General features: G+C 64.1%; 16 protein-coding genes. 5 read left to right on the top strand and 11 right to left on the bottom strand.

The features are described from left to right. Positions 1 to 222: 222 nt before the first annotated feature. Genes WBF69_RS11525 through WBF69_RS11515 form a run of 3 tightly spaced genes read right to left on the bottom strand, consistent with a single transcriptional unit; the run spans position 223 to position 3,105 of the window. Positions 223 to 1,248 carry a DctP family TRAP transporter solute-binding subunit gene (locus WBF69_RS11525; protein WP_424264271.1) on the bottom strand — a complete coding sequence of 342 codons (1,026 nt, stop codon included), beginning with the start codon at positions 1,246 to 1,248 and terminating at the stop codon, positions 223 to 225. A 37-nt stretch (positions 1,249 to 1,285) separates the two neighbouring features. Continuing rightward, positions 1,286 to 2,584 (bottom strand): TRAP transporter large permease, encoded by a 1,299-nt coding sequence (locus WBF69_RS11520; RefSeq protein ID WP_424264269.1) that lies wholly within the window; start codon positions 2,582 to 2,584, stop codon positions 1,286 to 1,288. Then, a complete protein-coding gene (locus tag WBF69_RS11515) occupies positions 2,581 to 3,105 on the bottom strand; it encodes a TRAP transporter small permease (protein ID WP_424264267.1) in 525 nt (174 codons plus the stop codon). Before WBF69_RS11515 ends, WBF69_RS11520 begins: the two co-directional genes overlap by 4 nt. A 190-nt stretch (positions 3,106 to 3,295) precedes the next feature. Between WBF69_RS11515 and ilvB the strand changes: the two genes are divergently transcribed. Continuing rightward, positions 3,296 to 5,053 carry a biosynthetic-type acetolactate synthase large subunit gene (ilvB, locus tag WBF69_RS11510; RefSeq protein ID WP_424264275.1) on the top strand — a complete coding sequence of 586 codons (1,758 nt, stop codon included), beginning with the start codon at positions 3,296 to 3,298 and terminating at the stop codon, positions 5,051 to 5,053. 35 nt (positions 5,054 to 5,088) lie between these two features. Here ilvB and WBF69_RS11505 read toward each other — a convergent pair whose 3' ends face one another. Genes WBF69_RS11505 through WBF69_RS11495 form a run of 3 tightly spaced genes read right to left on the bottom strand, consistent with a single transcriptional unit; the run spans position 5,089 to position 8,436 of the window. Continuing rightward, a complete protein-coding gene (locus WBF69_RS11505; protein WP_424264265.1) occupies positions 5,089 to 5,847 on the bottom strand; it encodes an SDR family oxidoreductase in 759 nt (252 codons plus the stop codon). A 22-nt stretch (positions 5,848 to 5,869) separates the two neighbouring features. After that, positions 5,870 to 7,327, bottom strand: a complete 1,458-nt coding sequence (locus tag WBF69_RS11500; protein ID WP_424264264.1) for an aldehyde dehydrogenase family protein — start codon at positions 7,325 to 7,327, stop codon at positions 5,870 to 5,872. Between the two features lie 29 nt (positions 7,328 to 7,356). Further along, complete coding sequence (locus WBF69_RS11495; protein WP_424264262.1) at positions 7,357 to 8,436, bottom strand: tartrate dehydrogenase; 1,080 nt, start codon at positions 8,434 to 8,436, stop codon at positions 7,357 to 7,359. Positions 8,437 to 8,618: 182 nt separating this feature from the next. Here WBF69_RS11495 and WBF69_RS11490 point away from each other — a divergent pair, with 182 nt between their 5' ends. From WBF69_RS11490 to WBF69_RS11480, 3 genes are read left to right on the top strand one after another with little or no spacing between them, the layout of a single operon-like run. Next, positions 8,619 to 9,599: a TRAP transporter substrate-binding protein gene (locus WBF69_RS11490; RefSeq protein WP_424264260.1), complete on the top strand. Its 981-nt coding sequence runs from the start codon at positions 8,619 to 8,621 to the stop codon at positions 9,597 to 9,599. A 3-nt stretch (positions 9,600 to 9,602) separates the two neighbouring features. Then, positions 9,603 to 10,091, top strand: coding sequence for a TRAP transporter small permease (locus tag WBF69_RS11485; RefSeq protein ID WP_424264258.1), 489 nt, complete (start codon positions 9,603 to 9,605; stop codon positions 10,089 to 10,091). Between the two features lie 12 nt (positions 10,092 to 10,103). Then, entirely contained in the window at positions 10,104 to 11,381 is a 1,278-nt protein-coding gene (locus WBF69_RS11480) for a TRAP transporter large permease (protein WP_424264256.1), read from the top strand. 78 nt (positions 11,382 to 11,459) lie between these two features. Here the strand turns inward: WBF69_RS11480 and WBF69_RS11475 are convergent, their stop codons facing one another. Genes WBF69_RS11475 through WBF69_RS11460 form a run of 4 tightly spaced genes read right to left on the bottom strand, consistent with a single transcriptional unit; the run spans position 11,460 to position 14,760 of the window. Further along, positions 11,460 to 12,461, bottom strand: a complete 1,002-nt coding sequence (locus tag WBF69_RS11475; protein WP_424264254.1) for a TRAP transporter substrate-binding protein — start codon at positions 12,459 to 12,461, stop codon at positions 11,460 to 11,462. Between the two features lie 51 nt (positions 12,462 to 12,512). Continuing rightward, the gene (locus WBF69_RS11470) at positions 12,513 to 13,793 is read right to left on the bottom strand and encodes a TRAP transporter large permease (RefSeq protein ID WP_424264252.1); all 1,281 of its coding nucleotides are present in this window, start codon (positions 13,791 to 13,793) and stop codon (positions 12,513 to 12,515) included. 3 nt (positions 13,794 to 13,796) lie between these two features. Continuing rightward, the gene (locus tag WBF69_RS11465; protein ID WP_424264250.1) at positions 13,797 to 14,279 is read right to left on the bottom strand and encodes a TRAP transporter small permease; all 483 of its coding nucleotides are present in this window, start codon (positions 14,277 to 14,279) and stop codon (positions 13,797 to 13,799) included. After that, entirely contained in the window at positions 14,266 to 14,760 is a 495-nt protein-coding gene (locus WBF69_RS11460; RefSeq protein ID WP_424264248.1) for a gluconokinase, read from the bottom strand. Before WBF69_RS11460 ends, WBF69_RS11465 begins: the two co-directional genes overlap by 14 nt. A 185-nt stretch (positions 14,761 to 14,945) precedes the next feature. Here WBF69_RS11460 and WBF69_RS11455 point away from each other — a divergent pair, with 185 nt between their 5' ends. After that, entirely contained in the window at positions 14,946 to 16,004 is a 1,059-nt protein-coding gene (locus WBF69_RS11455; protein ID WP_424264246.1) for a LacI family DNA-binding transcriptional regulator, read from the top strand. 105 nt (positions 16,005 to 16,109) lie between these two features. Here WBF69_RS11455 and WBF69_RS11450 read toward each other — a convergent pair whose 3' ends face one another. Then, positions 16,110 to 17,423 carry a short-chain fatty acid transporter gene (locus WBF69_RS11450; protein ID WP_424264244.1) on the bottom strand — a complete coding sequence of 438 codons (1,314 nt, stop codon included), beginning with the start codon at positions 17,421 to 17,423 and terminating at the stop codon, positions 16,110 to 16,112. Between the last annotated feature and the right edge of the window lie 134 nt (positions 17,424 to 17,557).

The following is a 17,557-nucleotide window of genomic DNA, read 5'->3' as shown; positions in this document are numbered from 1 at the left end:
ATTCGTCCAGTGGACGAATCACCCCGCGCGTTTGGCGAGCGCCCCGATGGTGGTCTGGAAGGAGGGCAGTCCCGGCAAAGCCGGGACCGGGCGACGTAATCCGGATGAAGGGGGTATGCCCCGGCCCGCCCTTGCAGCGTGACAAGTCGCCCGATCTCAGGGTAGATCACAGGGCACGCTCGGCAAGGATGTACTCTGCCGAACGTGCCCTGACTGCGGGCCTCAACGCTTGGCGATATCCGCCTGCGCCTGCTTCACCAGATCGGCGCCGATCTGCTTGGCCCACTTGTCGAACACCGGCTGTGTCGCCTTGGCGAACACGCCGATCTGTTCCGGCGACAGCACCGTGACCGTCACCCCGTGGCTTTCGATTTCCTTCAGCAGGGAGTCGTCCGTGTTGGTCACGCCCTTGCGCGCAATCACGAGCTCACGCTGACCGGCCTCGACGGCTGCCTCGCGCACGATTTTTTTGTCTTCCGGCGTCCAGGATTCCCAGACATCCTTATTCACCACGAACACCAGCGGATCGGCCACATAGTTCCACAGGCTCAGGTATTTCTGCCCCACGTCGTACAGTTTGGCGCCTGCGTAGATCGACAGCGGGTTTTCCTGGCCGTCCACCGCGCCGCTGGCCAGCGCCGGCTGAGCGTCGGCCCAGCTCATTTGCGTCGGGTTGGCGCCCAGGGCCGTGAAGGTGTCGATGTACAGCGGCGAGCCCACCACGCGCAGCTTCATGCCCTTGATGTCTTCCGGTGTTTTGACCGGACGCACCGAATTGGACAGCTGGCGGTAGCCGTTTTCACCCCAGGCCAGCGGCACTACGCCCTTTTTCGACAGGATGTCGAACAATTGCGTACCGACCTTGCCCTGCGTCAGCGCGTCGATGGCCGGATAGTCGGGCATCAGGAAGGGCAGGGAAAAGATGTTCAGTTCCTTGATCTGCGGGGACCAGTTGATGGTGGACCCGATCGCCATGTCGATCACGCCCTGGCGGATGGCGGTGAATTCCCGTGTCTGGTCGCCCTGCACCAGCGAGGTGCCGGGGTAGACCTTGATGTTGATGCGCCCGTTGGTGCGCTCGCGCACCAGGTCGGACCAGATCACCGCCCCCTGGCCCCAGGGGAAGTTGGTGCCCACCACGATGGACAGCTTGTATTCGGATTTGTAGTCAGCCGCCTGGGCGGGCAGCGCCGTGACCAAGGCCGAGACGGCAAAGGCGGTGGCGCCGAGCAATCGTTTGAAGCGCATGATAAGTCTCCTCTCTTGAAAGCAAGAACAAAAAGAATCAGTACCCCAGATAATGCGGCAGCCACAGCGCGATCTGCGGAAAGAGCACGACCAGCACCAGGGTGCACAGCATGCCGCCCACCAGCCACAGCACCCACGGCACCGTGCTTTCCATGGGGATCCGGGCGATCTTGCTGGACACCATCAGGTTGACGGCCACCGGCGGCGTGAATTGCCCCACGGCCACCATCAGCGTCAGCACGACGCCCAGCCAGACCAGGTCCCACTGGAAGGTGACGGCGACAGGCAGGATCAACGGCACGAAGATCAAAAAGATGGAAATGCCGTCCAGAAACATGCCCGCCACGATCAGCAGCAAAATCAAGAACATCAGCACCCCGTACTGACCCAGGCCCGAATGCACGATGGCATTGGTGATGGGGTCGATGATCGACAGTGTGGACAGCGACCAGGCGAAAATCCCGGCCAGCGTCACGATCATCAGGATGACGGCAGACAGTTCGCCAGCCTCGCGCAGGATCGGGAACAGGTCGCGCCAGCGCATGGTGCGGTGGATGAACATGCCGACGAACAGTCCATAGAACACCGCCACGACGGCGGCCTCTGTGGGGGTGAAATAGCCCATGCGCATGCCGCCCAGGATGATGACGGGGGCGGCCAGGCCGGGGATGGCCTCGAACAGGCTGCGCCAGAAGGGCGGACGTGGCTCGTTGCGGGATGCGGCGCCCATATTGTGACGCCGAGCCAGCCAGACGGCGGGAATGATCAGCATCAGGCCCGCCAGGATGCCGGGCAGCATGCCGGCGGCGAACAGCGCCGGGACGGAGGCCTGCGGTACCAGCACCGAATAGATGATCATCGCGATGGACGGCGGAATCAGGATGTCTGTGGCGGCTCCGGCGGCCACCACGCTGGCGGAATAGGCGGGCGGGTAGCCCGCGCGGTTCATGGCGCCGATCATGATGGCGCCCACGGCGGCGGCGCAGGCGGGGCCGGAACCCGAGATCCCGCCCAGGAACATGGCCACGGAAATCGCCACGATGGCCAGCATGCCGGGGCCGTTGCCGGTGATGGCCTGCGCCAGGCGCACCAGGCGGGCGGCGACGCCGGAACGATCAAAGATCGAGCCCACCAGGACGAACATGGGGATGGCCAGCAGCGGATATTTCGCCAGCCCCGCGTAAAAGCTTTGCGACACGGCCATCAGGCCGAACCAGTGCGTGTCCGGGTTGGCCAGCGCGATGGCCAGCGTGCCGGCGCCCCCCAGGGCGACGCCCACCGGCACCCCCACGACCATCAGGGCGGCGAACAGCGCAAACAGCAGGGCGGCGATCATCGGGCGGCCCTCCAGGCGCGGAGCAGCATGCCGGCCAGTCGCAGCGTGATGACGGCCCCCAGAATGGGCAGCCACATGGAATACCACCAGGTCGGCACGCCGATGGCGGGCGAGGTGTCGCCCCAGTTGAATTCGTCCAGGGCCATGCGGCCCAACAGGACGGTCAAGCCGGCGAAAAACAGCAGGCAGATGCTGTCCGTGAACAGAGTGAAGCGCCGTTGTCTGGCGGACGAGCCGCCGTCGGCCAGCAATTCGATGCGAATGTGCAGGCGCCGCACAAAGGCGGACGAACCCGCGCTCATGGTCAGGATCACCAGCAGAAAGACGGAGATTTCTTCGGTCCAGGCAAAGGACTCGCTGGTCAGGTAGCGCACGATCACATTGGCCATGGTGATGCAGGCCAGCGCGCCCAGACTGAGTACCGTCAACCAGTCTTCATAGTACAGCGGCACCCGCGTGGAGGGATCGGAGGGGGCGGCATCGGAAGGGCAGGCTGGACCGGCGGTGTGATCGTCTGGCATGAACTCGACAGCAATTGGAAACGAAAAACAGGGACGATAGAAGAATATTTTGCAATGAAGCAGTCATCCTACAGCGGAATCATGCGCTTGCCAGCCTGGGATATCCCTTGGGGGCGCATCAAGATAAACTGACTCTCATTCTTCAAGTTTCCATTAGGTCCTGCCCGTGAATGCCCCCGCCCCTGCGCCCGTGCGCGCCACCGCCCCTGTCGCCAGCCCTGCTTCAGGTCGTCATGGCGCCGAAGTCCTGCTGGATACGCTGATCGCCCTGGGGGTGGACACCGTGTTCGGCTATCCCGGCGGGGCGGTGCTGCCGTTGTATGACGCGCTGTACGCCGAACCGCGCATCCGCCACATCCTGGTGCGCCACGAACAGGCGGCCATGCATGCCGCTGAAGGGTTTGCCCGGTCCACCGGGCGCCCTGGCGTCGTCTTCGTGACCTCCGGGCCGGGCATGTCCAATACCACCACGGGCTTGCTGGACGCGCTGTGCGACTCCATCCCCGTGCTGTGCGTCAGCGGTCAGGTGGCCACCAGCGCCATCGGCACCGATGCGTTTCAGGAATGCGATGCCGTGGGCATTTCGCGTCCCGTCACCAAATGGAACGCGCAGGTGCGCCGGGTCGAAGATATTGCCGACCTGGCGGCCAAGGCCTTGCGTCTGACGACGTCGGGCCGGCCTGGGCCGGTGCTGCTGGACTTCCCCAAGGACTTGCAGATGGCTCTGGTGCCGCCCGGCAACGAGACGCCGGCGGCAGAACCCGACATGGGTACGGACACCCTGTCGCCTGCCGCCGAGGCTTCCATCAAGCGTGCCGCCGCGCTGATCGCCAAGGCCCGCCGGCCCGTGTTCTACGGCGGGGGCGGTTTGATCAATTCCGGCGTGGATGCCTGCCATGCCTTCCGGTCTCTGGTGCAGGAAACCGGCGCCCCTTGTACCCTGACGCTGATGGGTCTGGGCGCCTACCCTGCGGGCGATCCGCAGTTCCTGGGCATGCTGGGCATGCATGGCACGCTGCAGGCCAATCTGGCCATGCACCACGCCGATCTGATCATCTGCGTGGGGGCGCGTTTCGACGACCGCATCACCGGCAGGCTGTCGGACTTCTGCCCGCATGCCGACAAGATCCATCTGGACATCGATCCGGCCTCGATCAACAAGGTCGTGCGCGCCGACGTGTCGCTGGTCGGCGACTGCTATCCCCTGTTGCGCGCCCTGCACAAAGAACTGGGTCAGTACCCGCAGGAATCCGGCCGCCTGGACGAATGGTGGCAGCGCATCGGGGTCTGGCAGGCGCGCGACTGCCTGAAGGTCGAACCCTCTGCGGATGTCATCCTGCCCCAGGACCTGATGCAGCGCATCGACCGCCTGCTGGCGGGGCGCGACGCGGTTGTCTCTACTGACGTCGGCCAGCATCAGATGTGGGCGGCGCAGTACATCCGGATGGATCGCCCCAACCGCTGGCTGACCTCGGGTGGCGCGGGCACCATGGGCTATGGCTTGCCGGCTGCCATCGGGGCGCAGATCGCCCACCCGGATAAACCGGTGGTGTGCGTCAGCGGGGATGCGTCCGTGCTGATGAACATCCAGGAACTGGCCACCGCCATGCAGCACCGGGCGCCGGTGAAACTGATCCTGTGCAACAACGGCCACATGGGCATGGTGCGTCAATGGCAGGAACTGATACACGAGGGCCGCTACAGCCATAGCTACAACGCTTCGATCCCGGATTTTGTCGCCCTGGCCGGGGCATTCGGCTGGGGCGCGGCGCGGGTGGATCATCCGCGCGATCTGGATGCGGCGCTGGCGGCCTGCATGGCGCATGACGGGCCGTATTTCCTGGATGTGGCCGTGGTGCCGCTGCAGAACTGCTTTCCCATGATGCCGGCAGGCTACGGCCATCAGCAGGTGATGCTGTCCGAGGACACCTGGTACGTCGAAGAATAAGCGCCGCCGCGTCAGCGGGTGATGCCGGTCGGGAATTACACGCAGCGCCCGCCGTCTACTTCCAGGCAGGCGCCGGTGATGAACGAAGCCTCGTCCGAGGCCAGGTACAGACAGGCGTTGGCTACATCCTGCGGCGTGGAAAAGCGCCCCAATGGAATGCCGGCGGTGAATTTGGCGCGTGCTTCGGGGGTGTCGGGCACACCCATGAATTCGGTCAGCAGGCCGGTGGCGCCCACGACCGGATTGACGCAGTTCACCCGGATGCGATCCGGCCCCAGTTCGGCGGCCATGGATTTGCTGGTGGTGACGACGGCGCCTTTGGTGCCGTTGTACCAGGTCAGGCCGGGGCGGGGCCGGATGGCGGCAGTGGATGCGATGTTGACGAAGACACCGCCGCCACGTTGGCGAAAGTGCGGCACGAAGGTCTGGGCGCTGAGAAAGATGCTTTTGACGTTGATGGCGTAGATGCGGTCGAATTCGGTTTCCGAGACTTCCAGCAAGGGGCGGTTGCGGTGCGTGGCGCCGGCATTGTTGACCACGATGTCCACGCCCTCATAGTGGCTGATCGCCGCCGCCAGCAAATCCCGCATGCTGCCGGCGCGGGACACGTCCGTATGGGCGAACTGGGCCTGGCCCCCGGCGGCGCGAATCAGGTCCACCGTATCCTGCCCGGCGGCGTCGTTGATGTCGGCCACCACGATGCGGGCGCCTTCTCGGGCAAAGGTTTCGGCGATGCCGCGACCGAAGCCCGATCCGGCGCCGGTGACGATGGCAACTTTATTGTCCAGGCGCATAGGGTGTCTCCTGTGGGTGCATTCAATCGATCGTGCCGTGATGGATGGCGATGGTCTTGAGGGTGGTGAAGCCCAGCAGGGCCTCGAAGCCCTTTTCCCGGCCATAGCCGCTGGATTTCACACCGCCGAACGGGAGTTCGACGCCGCCGCCCGCCCCGTAGTTGTTGATGAAGACCTGGCCGCAGCGCAATTGCCGCGCCAGCCGCATTTGGCGGGCGCCGTCGCGTGTCCAGACACCGGCCACCAGGCCGTAGGCCGTGTCATTGGCCAGTGCCAGCGCCTCGGATTCCGTGCGGAAAGATTGCGCCGCCAGCACCGGCCCGAAAATTTCTTCCTGGATCAGGCTGCTGTGCTGGGGCACGTCGCGAAACAGGACCGGAGCCTGGTAGTAGCCTTGGGCGCAGGCGCCGGCTGCGACGCGGCCCCTGGCCGCCTCGGTCAGGCCTTCGGACTGCGCATTGGCCAGGATCTGGCGGACACGTTCGAACTGCTTTTGGTTGATCAGCGGCCCTAGATCCGGGCTGGCCGAGGCCGGCCCTGCGGTCAATGCGCGAAAGCGTTCCGCCAAGCGCGCCAGCAGCGTGTCGTAGCAGCCTTCCTGCACCAGCAGACGGCTGCCCGCCGAACAGGTCTGGCCGCTGTTCTGGATGATGGCGTTGAGAATCACGGGCAAAGCGGCGTCCAGGTCCGCATCATCGAAGACGATTTGCGGGGACTTGCCACCCAGTTCCAGCACGGCGGGGCAGTGATGGCGGGCAGCGGCTTCGGCCACCCGCTGTCCTGTGACCGTCGAGCCGGTGAATGAGATGTGCTGGATGCCGGGATGCTCGCAGAGCGCCGCGCCCGCCTCGTGCCCGTAGCCGGTGACGACGTTCAGCGCGCCGGCGGGAAAACCGGCGCGGGCGGCCAGTTCCGCCAGATACAGGGTGGACAGGCTGGCGTCTTCAGCGGGTTTGACCACACAGGCGTTGCCCGCTGCCAGGGATGCGCCGACGCTGCGCCCGAAGATCTGCATCGGGTAGTTCCAGGGGATGATGTGCCCTGTCACGCCGTGGGGTTCGCGCACGGTCATGACGGTGTAGCCCGTGTCGTAGGGCAGGGTTTCGCCATGCAGCTTGTCGCAGGCGCCGGCGTAGAACTCGAAATAACGGGCCAGGGCCAGCACATCGTTGCGCGCCGTCGGCAGGGTTTTGCCGGTATCGCGGGCTTCGATGCCGGCCAGTGCGTCGGCATGGCTGAGCACGGTCCGGCCCCAGTCGGCCAGCAGCCGTCCGCGATCGCGGGCGCAGGTGCGAGCCCAGGGGCCGTCCAGATGGTCGCCCATGGCGGCCTGCGCGGCCTGGACTGCGCGGTCGATATCGGCGGCGCCGCCTCGGGCGATCTGTTCGTAGACCTGGCCGTCGGACGGGTCGATGACCGGAATGATGTGCCCCTCGGCGGCGGGGTGCGGGGTGTTGGCAATGAAGTGATGGGCGGGCATGGCAGGGTTCCGTGTCGAGGCCGGCGCGTTCAGGCCTTGTCGATATGGTCGGCGATGGCCTGACCGACCTGGACGGTCGTGGCATTGCCGCCCATGTCCGGGGTGCGTGGACCGTCGGCCAGCACGGTCTCGATGGCCCGCATGACGGCCTGGGCCGCATCTGCGCAGGCCGGCTGCCCCTGGCTGAGATGGTCCAGCATCAGGGCGGCGGACCAGATCTGACCGACGGGGTTGGCGATGCCGCGTCCGGCGATATCGGGTGCCGATCCGTGGACGGGTTCGAAGAGCGATGGCCAGATGCGGTCGGGGTTCAGGTTGGCCGACGGCGCAATGCCGATGGTGCCGGTGCAGGCGGGACCCAGATCCGACAGAATGTCGCCGAACAGATTCGAGGCCACGATGACGTCGAAGCGATCCGGGTGTTGAACCAGGTGGGCGCACAGAATGTCGATGTGGAATTTGTCCCAGGTGACCTGGGGGTATGCCTGGCCGACGGCGGCGACACGCTCGTCCCAAAAAGGCATGGTGATGGAAATGCCATTGGATTTGGTGGCTGCCGTCAGGTGGCGGCGCGGTCGGCTGGCGGCCAGTTCGAAGGCATAGCGCAGCACCCGGTCCGTGCCGAAACGGCTGAACACGGATTCCTGGATGGCGATTTCCCGGTCGGTGCCGGCGAACATCCGTCCGCCCGCGTTGGAGTATTCGCCTTCGGTGTTTTCGCGCACCACCAGAAAATCAATGTCCCCGGGCGCCCTGCCGGCCAGCGGGCAGGGCACGCCGCGCATCAGCCGGGCGGGCCGCAGATTGACGTATTGGTCGAATTCGCGGCGGATGGTGATGATGGATTCCCAGATGGCGATGTGGTCCGGCACCCGGTCCGGCGCACCGACCGCCCCGAACAAAATGGCGTCGTGCTGCCCGATGCGGGCCTTCCAGTCTGGCGGCATCATGCGACCGGTGCGTTCGTAGTGGTCGCAGCCCCAGTCAAAGGTGTCGAATTGGAAGTCGAGCTGAAAGCGCCGGGCCGCCGCCTGCAGAACTCGCAGGCCTTCGGTCATGACTTCCATTCCGATGCCATCGCCGGGGATGACTGCAATCTTCTGATTCATGATCCCTGCATCCTATGGAAAACTTCAGTCATCATAAGACAGGGCAAGCGCGGCGGACATGGCCGAAAACTGGTGGATACCCCTATGATTACCCGCGTTGCGGGCCGGGATGGCTTCGTGTTAGAACTGCATGGGTCTGGAATCCGGCGGTCGTTCGGAAAGGTACATCATTGGGAGACATCATGCATCACGGAAAAAAATTGATCGGTTGGCTGACCGCTGCGGCGATCGTTGGCCTGACGGCAACAGCGCCGGTCCTGGCCCAGACCACCCTGAAAATGGCGTATGCCCTATCGGAAAACTCGCACTATGGGGCGGGCGCGACGGCGTTTGCCAAGAACCTGGAAGCCAGCATGCCAGGTGTCAAGGTCCAGCAGTTCCCCAACAGCCAGCTGGGCGGCGAACGGGAAGTGATCGAAGGCCTGCAATTGGGCACCATTGACCTGGCCATCGTGTCTACCGGCGCCACCTTGAATTTCGTGCCGCAGACCGGGGTGTTCGACATTCCCTTCCTGTTCCGTGATCTGGCTCATGCTCGCAAAGTGCTGGACGGCAAGGTCGGCCAGGACATGCTGGCTGAATTCCCCAAGCGCGGCCTGATCGCGCTGGCCTGGGGCGAGCAGGGCTTCCGTCATCTGACCAATAATGTTCGTGCGGTCAAAGAACCCGCCGACATCAAAGGCCTGAAGATCCGCACCACCGAAAACCCTATCCACATCGCGGCGTTCCGGGAACTGGGTGTGCTGGCCACGCCGATGGCCTGGCCGGAAGTCGCCACCGCCCTGCAACAGGGCACCATCGACGGTCAGGAAAATCCGCTGTCGGTGATCGTGTCGGTGAAGATGTGGCAGCTGCAAAAATACCTGTCCCTGACGGCGCACGTGTACGGGCCGGCGTTGGTGCTGATGTCGCCCTCGGTCTACAACGGCCTGTCCGATGCAGATAAGGACAAGTTCAAGGCGGCAGGCGTGGCCAGCGCCCAGGCCATGCGTCAGTTTGTCGATCAAGTCGAAAAAGACGGTCTGGAAACCCTGAAGGCCAACGGGATGCAGATCAATACGGTGGATCATGCCGCCTTCGTCAAGGCCGTCCAGCCGGTGTATCCGCAGTATTACAAACAGTTCGGCCAGGAATTGGTCGAATCCATTCGGGATACGCAGTAAAAGATGAGCGTACTGGGCCTGATCGATCGGGGACTGTCACGGCTGGTGTCCTGGGTGGCCCAGGGGCTGTTGTGGTCGTCCGTCGGGGCGGGTTTCTATCAGGTCCTGGCGCGCTTCGTGCTGGAATCCCCGTCCGCCTGGTCGGAAGCCTGGACGCGCGCTTCGATCATCTGGGCGGTCATGCTGGGCATGGCCCTGGCGTTTCGCCAAGGCGCCATGCTGGGCGTCGATCTGCTGCACAATCTGCTGGCGCCGCGCAAGGCGCGGCTGCTGGAACATCTCGTACTGTTGATCGTCGTCGGCTTTCTGGGCTTTCTGGTCTGGATCGGGGCCGACATGACCTGGCGGGTGCGGTTCCAGACCACGCCCAGCCTGGGGGTGTCGATTTCCTGGATTTACCTGTCCATTCCCACCGGCGCCTTGCTGGCCTTGTTCGGCGCCCTGGCCTATTGGGCCGAGGATTCCCGCGTCCCTTACGTTGAAACGGTCTAGGAGCCAACCACCATGTCGCAATTGATGGTTGTTTCCATGCTGCTGTTTTTTGGCCTGACCGTGCCGGTGGCGGTGTCCATCGGGCTGGCCACCATGGTGGGCGTGGGCTTCGATGGACACATGACCTGGCTGGTGATCGCCCAGCAGCTGTACGCCGCGCTGGATAAATATCCGCTGGTCGCCGTGCCGTTCTTCATCCTGGCCGGCAATCTGATGGAAGCCGGCGGCATTTCCGAACGCATGGTGGAATTCGCCAAGAGCGTGGTGGGCGGGGTGCAGGGCGGGCTGGCGTGCAGCTGTGTGCTGACCTGCATGATTTTCGCGGCGGTCGCCGGGTCCAGTGTCGCGACGACGTTCGCCGTGGGCGCGATCCTGATTCCCGCCATGGTCAAGCACGGTTATCCGGCGCCCTTCGCAGCGTCGCTACAAGCATCTGCGGCGGAACTGGGGGTCATCATCCCGCCGTCCATTCCCATGATTCTGTACGCGGTGTCCACGGATACATCCGTGGGCGAGGTTTTCATCTCCGGGATCGGTCCTGGGGTGTTGGTCGTGCTGGCCCTGATGGCGTACGTCTGGCTATACGCTCGGCGCAATGGCCTGGGCAAGCATGACGGCGATGGCCGCTTGCCGCTCTGGCCGGCGTTCAAAAAGGCCTGGTGGGCGTTGCTGATGCCGGTCATCATCCTGGGCGGTATTTATGGCGGCATCTTCACGCCGACGGAAGCCTCCGCCGTGGCGGTGGTCTATGCCCTGTTCGTGGGGGTCTTCATCTACCGCCGCCTGACGTTCGCGTCTCTGGGGCAGACCTTCCATCGGTCGGTGGTGTCCACGGCCATCATCATGTTCATCATCGCCAACGCAGGGGTGTTCGGTTTTCTGCTGAACCGGGCGGGGGTGCCGATGGCACTGGGCGAATGGCTCAGTCATCTGTTCGACAGCGAGATCACTTTCCTGCTGGGGGTGAACGTGGCGCTGTTCATCATCGGCATGTTCATCGAAACGTCCGCATCCATCGTGGTGCTGGCCCCGCTGTTGCTGCCGGTGGCGATCCAGTTCGGGGTGGACCCGGCGCATTTCGGCGTGATCATGGTGGTGAACCTGGCCCTGGGCATGGTGACGCCGCCCTTCGGCGTGAATCTGTTTGCCGCCTGCACGGTGGCCAAAGTCCCCATCGAACGTCTGGTCAGACCCCTGCTGCCCTTCGTGGGCGTGATCCTGGTCTGCCTGATGGCCATCACCTACTGGCCGGATCTGTCGCTGTATTTCCGCGACCTGGTGTACCGCTAATAAAACAGCCTGGCCCCGTGTCGGAGGCCAGGCTGTGAATCGAAGCGGCTTGCAAGCCGCAACGTCGGGACGGCTTGGTTAGCTCTTGCGGATTTCCGCCAGCTGGTCCTGCACGGCCTGCCACAGCTCGGGGCCGACTTCCTTCTTGATCTGCTCGTTGACCGGGGCGATCGTGCTGCGCATCCGCTGGACTTCTTCCGCGCTGACGGCATTGACCTGCATGCCGTCCGCCTTCAGCTGCGTCAGGGCCTTGTCGGCTTCCGCGCGGGTATCCTTGCGCTCGAAATCGCGGCTGACCTTGGCCGCCTGCATCAGGATGGTGCGCTCATCGGCGCTCAGGCTGTCCCACCACTTCTTGCTGGCCGTGACGATCCAGGGGCTGTAGACGTGGTTGGTGACGCTCAGGTATTTCTGGACTTCGTAGAACTTGCTGGACAGGATGGTGTTGTAGGGATTTTCCTGGCCGTCGACGGTCTTGGTTTCCAGCGCGGTGAACAGTTCCGAAAACGGCAGCGGCACGGCGTTGGCGCCCAGGCGCTGGAAGGTATCCAGAAAGACGTTGTTCTGCATGACCCGCAGCTTCAGACCACTGAAGTCTTCAGCGCGTTCGACGGGTTTTTTGCTGTTGGTCAGATTGCGAAACCCGTTTTCCCAATAGACCAGGCCGACCATGCCCTTGTCGCTCAGCTTGTCCATGATCTGCTGGCCGGTCTTGCCGTCCAGCACCTGGTCGGCTTCTTCGCCGGAATTGAACAGGAACGGCGTGTCCCACAGGGCCATTTCAGGCGTGATGCCCACCAGCGTGGCGGTGGAACCCACCATCATTTCCTGGGCGCCGCCGATCAGGGCCTGCTGCATCTGGATGTCCGAACCCAGGGCGGCGGCGCCGATGGCGCGGACCTTCATCTTGCCGTTGGACAGCTTGGCGACTTCGTCGGCAAAGACCTGTGCGGCCCGCCCCTGGTTGGAGTCCTGATTCAGGCCGTAGCCGAAACGGATCAGACGGGTGTCGGCGTGCGCCGCCAGTGACAGCGTGCTGGCCGCCAGGGTGGCGGCGAGGAGCAGGGTTTTCAGTTTCATGGAGATTCTCCTTGGTGGAAGAAAGCGCTGGGGGAAGCGGTGTCGTCTGTTTCAACCCAGCCAGCGGACTGGGGCGATGACGATTTGAGGAAAGGCCACCAGCAGAGCTAGCAGCAGGACGTAAGCAAGCAAGAAAGGGGTGATGCCCCGAATGACGGTTTCCATGCGCACACTGCCCACGCCGGCGGCGACGTTCAGCACGGTGCCCACCGGGGGCGTGATCAGGCCCAGACAGCCGGTGAATACGAACATGAAACCGAAATAGATCGGGTCGATGTGCGCCTTCAGAGCCAGGGGCAGGCAGACCGGTGCGAAGATCAGGATGATGGGCGTCAGGTCCATGGACGTGCCCACCAGCAGCAGGAAGATCACCATGCAGACCATGAAGAGCCTAGGGTGTTCCAGGATGGGCTGGAACAGCGCGGCCAGCTGATTGGGCAGATCCGCCAGGGTGATCATGTAGGCGGCCACCGTGGCCGCGCCGCACAGGAACATGACGATGGCGGTGGTGATGCTGGACGTCACCAGGACTTCGTAGGTGGTCTTCCAGGACAGGGTGCGGTAGATGAAACGGGAGACCAGGAAGGCGTAGACCGCCGCGACCACGGCGGCTTCGGTGGGCGTGAAGATCCCGAAACGGATGCCGCCCAGGATGATCACAGGCATCAGAATGGCCCAGGCGCTGGCCGCCACGGCCTTGCGGCGTTCCGCCGCGGTGGCGCGGGTCGAGGCCGGCAGATTTTCGCGGCGGGCGACCATGCGCCAGGCGAGCAGCAGGGCACCGCCCATCAGGATGCCGGGCACGATACCGCTGATGAACAGTTTGCTGATCGAGGTGTTGGTGGTGACGCCGTAGATGATGAAAGGCAGCGACGGCGGAATGATGGGGCCGATGATGCCGCCCGATGCCAGCAGGCCTGTGCTGTAGCCCATCGGGTAGTTCTGTTGGCGCATCATGGGCAGCAGGATGGTGGCCAGCGCCGCGGTGTCGGCGATGGCGGACCCGCTCATCGAAGCCAGCAAAATAGCCGCGAACACCGTGACGTAGCCCAGTCCGCCGGGGATATGGCCGACAAAGACGCGGGCCATGTCGATGATCCGCTGGCTCAGGCCGCCCACGTTCATCAGCTCGCCGGCCAGCACGAAAAAGGGCACGGCCAGCAGGGGGAAATTGTCGAAGCCGGCCTGCAGATTCTGGGCCAGCAGCTGCGTGTTGAAAAAATCCAATTGCCACATCAAAGCGACGCCGGATATCAGCAGGGCGACGGCGATGGGGATGCCGATCGCCATCGAAGCGAACAGCACGGCCAGGAACAGCAGGGTGGTTTCCATGGATTATTTCCCGGTGTGAGCGCGCAGGGGGTCCAGGATGGCCTGCTTGAAGATCAGGACTTCCATCGCGGCGGCCATGAACAGCGTAGCGGCGGCAGCGACCGACAGGGGGTAGCCGATGACGGGGCTGTGGCTGTGCAGGCCGGCGATCACCTGATCCCAGGCACCTTTGATCACCATGCCCAGGACGATGGCGCTGAGCAGGCTGGCCAACGCGCCCATGATGGCGCGGCTGCGGGGGCCAACCCGGTCCACCAGCAGGGTGAAGCTCAGGTGTCGGTTCTCGTGGGCGGTGACGACGGTACCCATGCAGACCAGCCAGACGAACAGCAGGCGGGACAATTCTTCGTAGATCACCAGGCCGGTGCCAAAGGCGTAGCGCAGCACGACGTTGCTGAAGACGGCGATGACCATCAGGGCCAGCGTGGCGGCCATGAAGGCCTCTGCCGCCTTGCGAATCAGCGGCTTATGTTCAGGGTTGGGCATGGGGTCTCCTTTGCAGCCAGTCGGCGGCATGTTGCAGGATATCGTCCAGGGGATGTTCGCTGTCCAGATGCAGCAGGCCGGTTTCGTCGTGGGGCGGTTCCAGCGCGGCAAACTGGCTGTCGATCAGCGTGGCGGGGAAGAAGTGGCTGGCGCCCCGGCCAGCGACCCGTCGGGCTGCCGCCTCGCGCCCGAGATCCAGCCAGATGAAGGCCAGATCAGGAACGTGGGCGCGCAATTGCCGACGATAGGCGCGCTTCAGGGCGGAACAGCTCAGGACCACGCCTTGAGCGGCATGGCGGTTCAGTTCCAGGCCCAGGGCTTCCAGCCACGAGCGGCGGTCTTCGTCGGTCAGGGGAATGCCGGCCCGCATTTTGGCATGATTCTGTTCGCTGTGGAACGCATCCCCTTCGATGAAGACCCAGCCTTGCCGTTGCGCCAACATGCTGCCGACGGTGGATTTGCCGCTGCCGGACACGCCCATGACCACGACGGCCTGACTGGCGAGAGGAGGAGGCTCTGTCGGCGACAATGAATGAGGTAGCGCTATCTTTTGCATTGAAAAAAAAGGGGCTTTCCGTAAAATTGTGGCCAACGGTGATGTTGCCGATGGCAGTGAGATGCAAAGATAGCGCTATCTTTGCGATAATGACATTAGGGAATTCCTGTATGAATGATGGTTCCTCTCCGAATTCGCGCCGGGCAGCGCTATCGCGAGGCAGCTCGCGGGCGACCGGTCGGGTGACGCTGGCGGATGTGGCGGCGCTGGCTGGGGTCAGTCCCATCACGGCTTCGCGGGTGGTGGCTGGAAAAACGACGGTGCGGGCGGAATTGGCCGAGCGCGTGCAGGCCGCCGTGGCGCAGCTGGGGTATCGCCCGGATCCTTCCGCGCGGGCCCTGGCCTCGGCCAAGAGCAGCCATGTCGTGGTGCTGATTCCCCTGTTGTCGAACACCTTGTTCACGGAATTGCTGGAATCCGTGCAGAACGTCATGTGGGAAGCCGGCTATCCGATTCTGGTCGGCATCACCCAGTATCAGTCGGCGCGGGAATCCGCACTGCTGGAAAGCTATCTGTCCCATCGCCCGGCGGGCTTGATCCTGACCGGTTTCGACCGCAGCGAATCGCAACGGCAACTGATTGCGGACAGCCGCACGCCGTGTGTGCACGTGATGGAACTGAGCGACGATCCGACGCTGTATTGCGTGGGTTTGTCCCAAAGGGCGGCGGCGCAGGCCGTGGCGCGACATCTGCTGGATCGGGGGCGGCGGCGCATCGCCTTTGTGGGCGCCCAGCTGGACCCGCGCACCCTGGAACGCGCCGAGGGTTTTCGCAGCACCTTGTCGGCCGCAGGGTGTCATGACCCGCGTCTGGAGTTTCTGGACGCCAGGCCCTCGTCGGCAGCCCTGGGGGCCGAGGCATTTCGCCGCCTGATCACGGCGCACCCCGATCTGGATGGGGTGTTCTTTTGTAATGACGACCTGGCGCACGGCGCGCTGCTGGAGGCCCTGCGCATGGGTGTTCCGGTGCCGGATCGCGTCAGCATCGTCGGCTTCAACGATCTGCCCGGCAACGAGCAGATGCTGCCCGCCCTGACCAGCCTGCGTACCCCGCGCCGGGAAGTCGGCGAGGCGGCCGCGCGGATGTTGCTGCAGCTGATTCGAGGCGAGCCTGTCGAGACGCCCGTGCTGGATCTGGGCTTCGAGCTGAAGATCCGGGCCAGCAGTTGAGGGGCGGCAAAACCAAAAAACGCCCTGACGCTTCCAGCGAAGCGGCAGGGCGCCGGTGCAAGCGTTGCCGCGCGGCGGTTTCCCCGGCCACGCGGCGCTTCAGCCTTACAGCCAGGTCAGGCCGATGGAAATCAGGATGCCGGACACGAACAGCTGGATCAGGCAATAGCCCATGATGTCCTTGGCCTTCAGGCCGGCGATCGCCAGCACGGGCAAGGCCCAGAACGGTTGCAGCATGTTGGTCCAGGAATCCCCCCAGGCCACGGCCATCGCCACGCGCGGCATGTCGGCGCCCAGCGCTTGGGCTGCGGCAATGACGACGGGGCTTTGCACGGCCCATTGGCCACCGCCGGACGGAACGAAGATATTGACCAGACCGGCGCTCATGAAGGTCCAGAACGGCAGGGTCGCCGCCGTGGAAAAGGACACGAACCATTCCGACAGACTGGCCGCCAGGCCGGAATCGATCATGATCGCCATGATGCCCGCGTAAAAGGGAAACTGGATCACGATGCCCGCGCCGCCCCGGATGGCTTCATCCAGGCTTTTCAGCAGACGTCGCGGGGTGCCGTGCAGGATGATGGCCAGGAACAGAAAGGTGAAGTTGATCACGTTCAGGTTCAGGCCCGCGCCGCGCACGATGTAGTAATCAAACAGGTAGGCCAGGCCGCCGATGCCGATCAGCCAGGACAGCAGACGGCTGGTTTCCAGGCGGTCGGCGGGCCGGTCGGTCGTTTCCGTGCCGTCTTCGGCGGCGGGCTCCAGCAGCTTGGGATCGACGTAGATGCTTTCCTTGTCGTCGGGCAGCATCAGGCGATTGATCAGCGGCACCGCGATGAACAGGGCGATGACGATGGCCAGGTTATAGAAGGAAAAAATGGTGTCCGATGTGGGAATCACGCCGATCTTGTCGGCGGTGAAGTGGCCTTCCGTGGCGATCGTCAGGGGAATGGACCCCGCCAGACCGCCGTGCCAGACCAGAAAGCCGGAATACGCGCTGGCGACCAGCAAGCGATAGTCGACGCGGACCTGCCGGGCCAGTTCCTTGGCGAACAAGGCGCCCACCACCAGACCGAAGCCCCAGTTGATCCAGCTGGCGATCAGCGACACCACCGTGACCAGGATGATGGCCTTGCCGGGGGACTTTGCCAGGGATGCCAGTCCGGTCAGCCAGCGCTTCACCAGAGGCGTGTTGGCCAGCATGTGGCCGGTCAGCAGCACCAGCAGCATCTGCATGGCGAACGTCAGCAGGCCCCAGAAACCGTTGCCCCACATGCGCGCCACTTCCATGGGGGTGCGCTGTTCGCCAAGCATGGCGGCGACCGCCGCCACCAGGGTCAACAGGATGACGAAGATGTAGGGGTCTGGCAGATATCGCTCTACCAGACGAACAGATCCGCGAGTCAACAGTTTGAACATAGCGACAGGCCCTCCTTGGCAAGTCGGATGTTGGCCTGCCTGGCGCATGGGGTGCGCAGGCGTGGCGAATGATCCAGCCTGGCGGCTGGACCTGGAAACGGGGGTGTCCGGACGCTGTCTGGACAGGGCGGGCG

The organism is Castellaniella sp. (genome assembly GCF_049673105.1).
In the GTDB taxonomy this organism is placed as follows: Bacteria; Pseudomonadota; Gammaproteobacteria; order Burkholderiales; family Burkholderiaceae_B; genus Castellaniella.
This window is presented reverse-complemented; position numbering and strand designations above follow the sequence as displayed.

What these genes read in the sequence shown, in the direction of transcription:
- WBF69_RS11525 (WP_424264271.1), bottom strand. Translation starts at nt 1,248, where the DNA reads ATGCGCTTCAAACGATTGCTCGGCGCCACCGCCTTTGCCGTCTCGGCC.
- WBF69_RS11520 (WP_424264269.1), bottom strand. Translation starts at nt 2,584, where the DNA reads ATGATCGCCGCCCTGCTGTTTGCGCTGTTCGCCGCCCTGATGGTCGTG.
- WBF69_RS11515 (WP_424264267.1), bottom strand. Translation starts at nt 3,105, where the DNA reads ATGCCAGACGATCACACCGCCGGTCCAGCCTGCCCTTCCGATGCCGCC.
- WBF69_RS11505 (WP_424264265.1), bottom strand. Translation starts at nt 5,847, where the DNA reads ATGCGCCTGGACAATAAAGTTGCCATCGTCACCGGCGCCGGATCGGGC.
- WBF69_RS11500 (WP_424264264.1), bottom strand. Translation starts at nt 7,327, where the DNA reads ATGCCCGCCCATCACTTCATTGCCAACACCCCGCACCCCGCCGCCGAG.
- WBF69_RS11495 (WP_424264262.1), bottom strand. Translation starts at nt 8,436, where the DNA reads ATGAATCAGAAGATTGCAGTCATCCCCGGCGATGGCATCGGAATGGAA.
- WBF69_RS11490 (WP_424264260.1), top strand. Translation starts at nt 8,619, where the DNA reads ATGCATCACGGAAAAAAATTGATCGGTTGGCTGACCGCTGCGGCGATC.
- WBF69_RS11485 (WP_424264258.1), top strand. Translation starts at nt 9,603, where the DNA reads ATGAGCGTACTGGGCCTGATCGATCGGGGACTGTCACGGCTGGTGTCC.
- WBF69_RS11480 (WP_424264256.1), top strand. Translation starts at nt 10,104, where the DNA reads ATGTCGCAATTGATGGTTGTTTCCATGCTGCTGTTTTTTGGCCTGACC.
- WBF69_RS11475 (WP_424264254.1), bottom strand. Translation starts at nt 12,461, where the DNA reads ATGAAACTGAAAACCCTGCTCCTCGCCGCCACCCTGGCGGCCAGCACG.
- WBF69_RS11470 (WP_424264252.1), bottom strand. Translation starts at nt 13,793, where the DNA reads ATGGAAACCACCCTGCTGTTCCTGGCCGTGCTGTTCGCTTCGATGGCG.
- WBF69_RS11465 (WP_424264250.1), bottom strand. Translation starts at nt 14,279, where the DNA reads ATGCCCAACCCTGAACATAAGCCGCTGATTCGCAAGGCGGCAGAGGCC.
- WBF69_RS11460 (WP_424264248.1), bottom strand. Translation starts at nt 14,760, where the DNA reads ATGGGCGTGTCCGGCAGCGGCAAATCCACCGTCGGCAGCATGTTGGCG.
- WBF69_RS11455 (WP_424264246.1), top strand. Translation starts at nt 14,946, where the DNA reads ATGAATGATGGTTCCTCTCCGAATTCGCGCCGGGCAGCGCTATCGCGA.
- WBF69_RS11450 (WP_424264244.1), bottom strand. Translation starts at nt 17,423, where the DNA reads ATGTTCAAACTGTTGACTCGCGGATCTGTTCGTCTGGTAGAGCGATAT.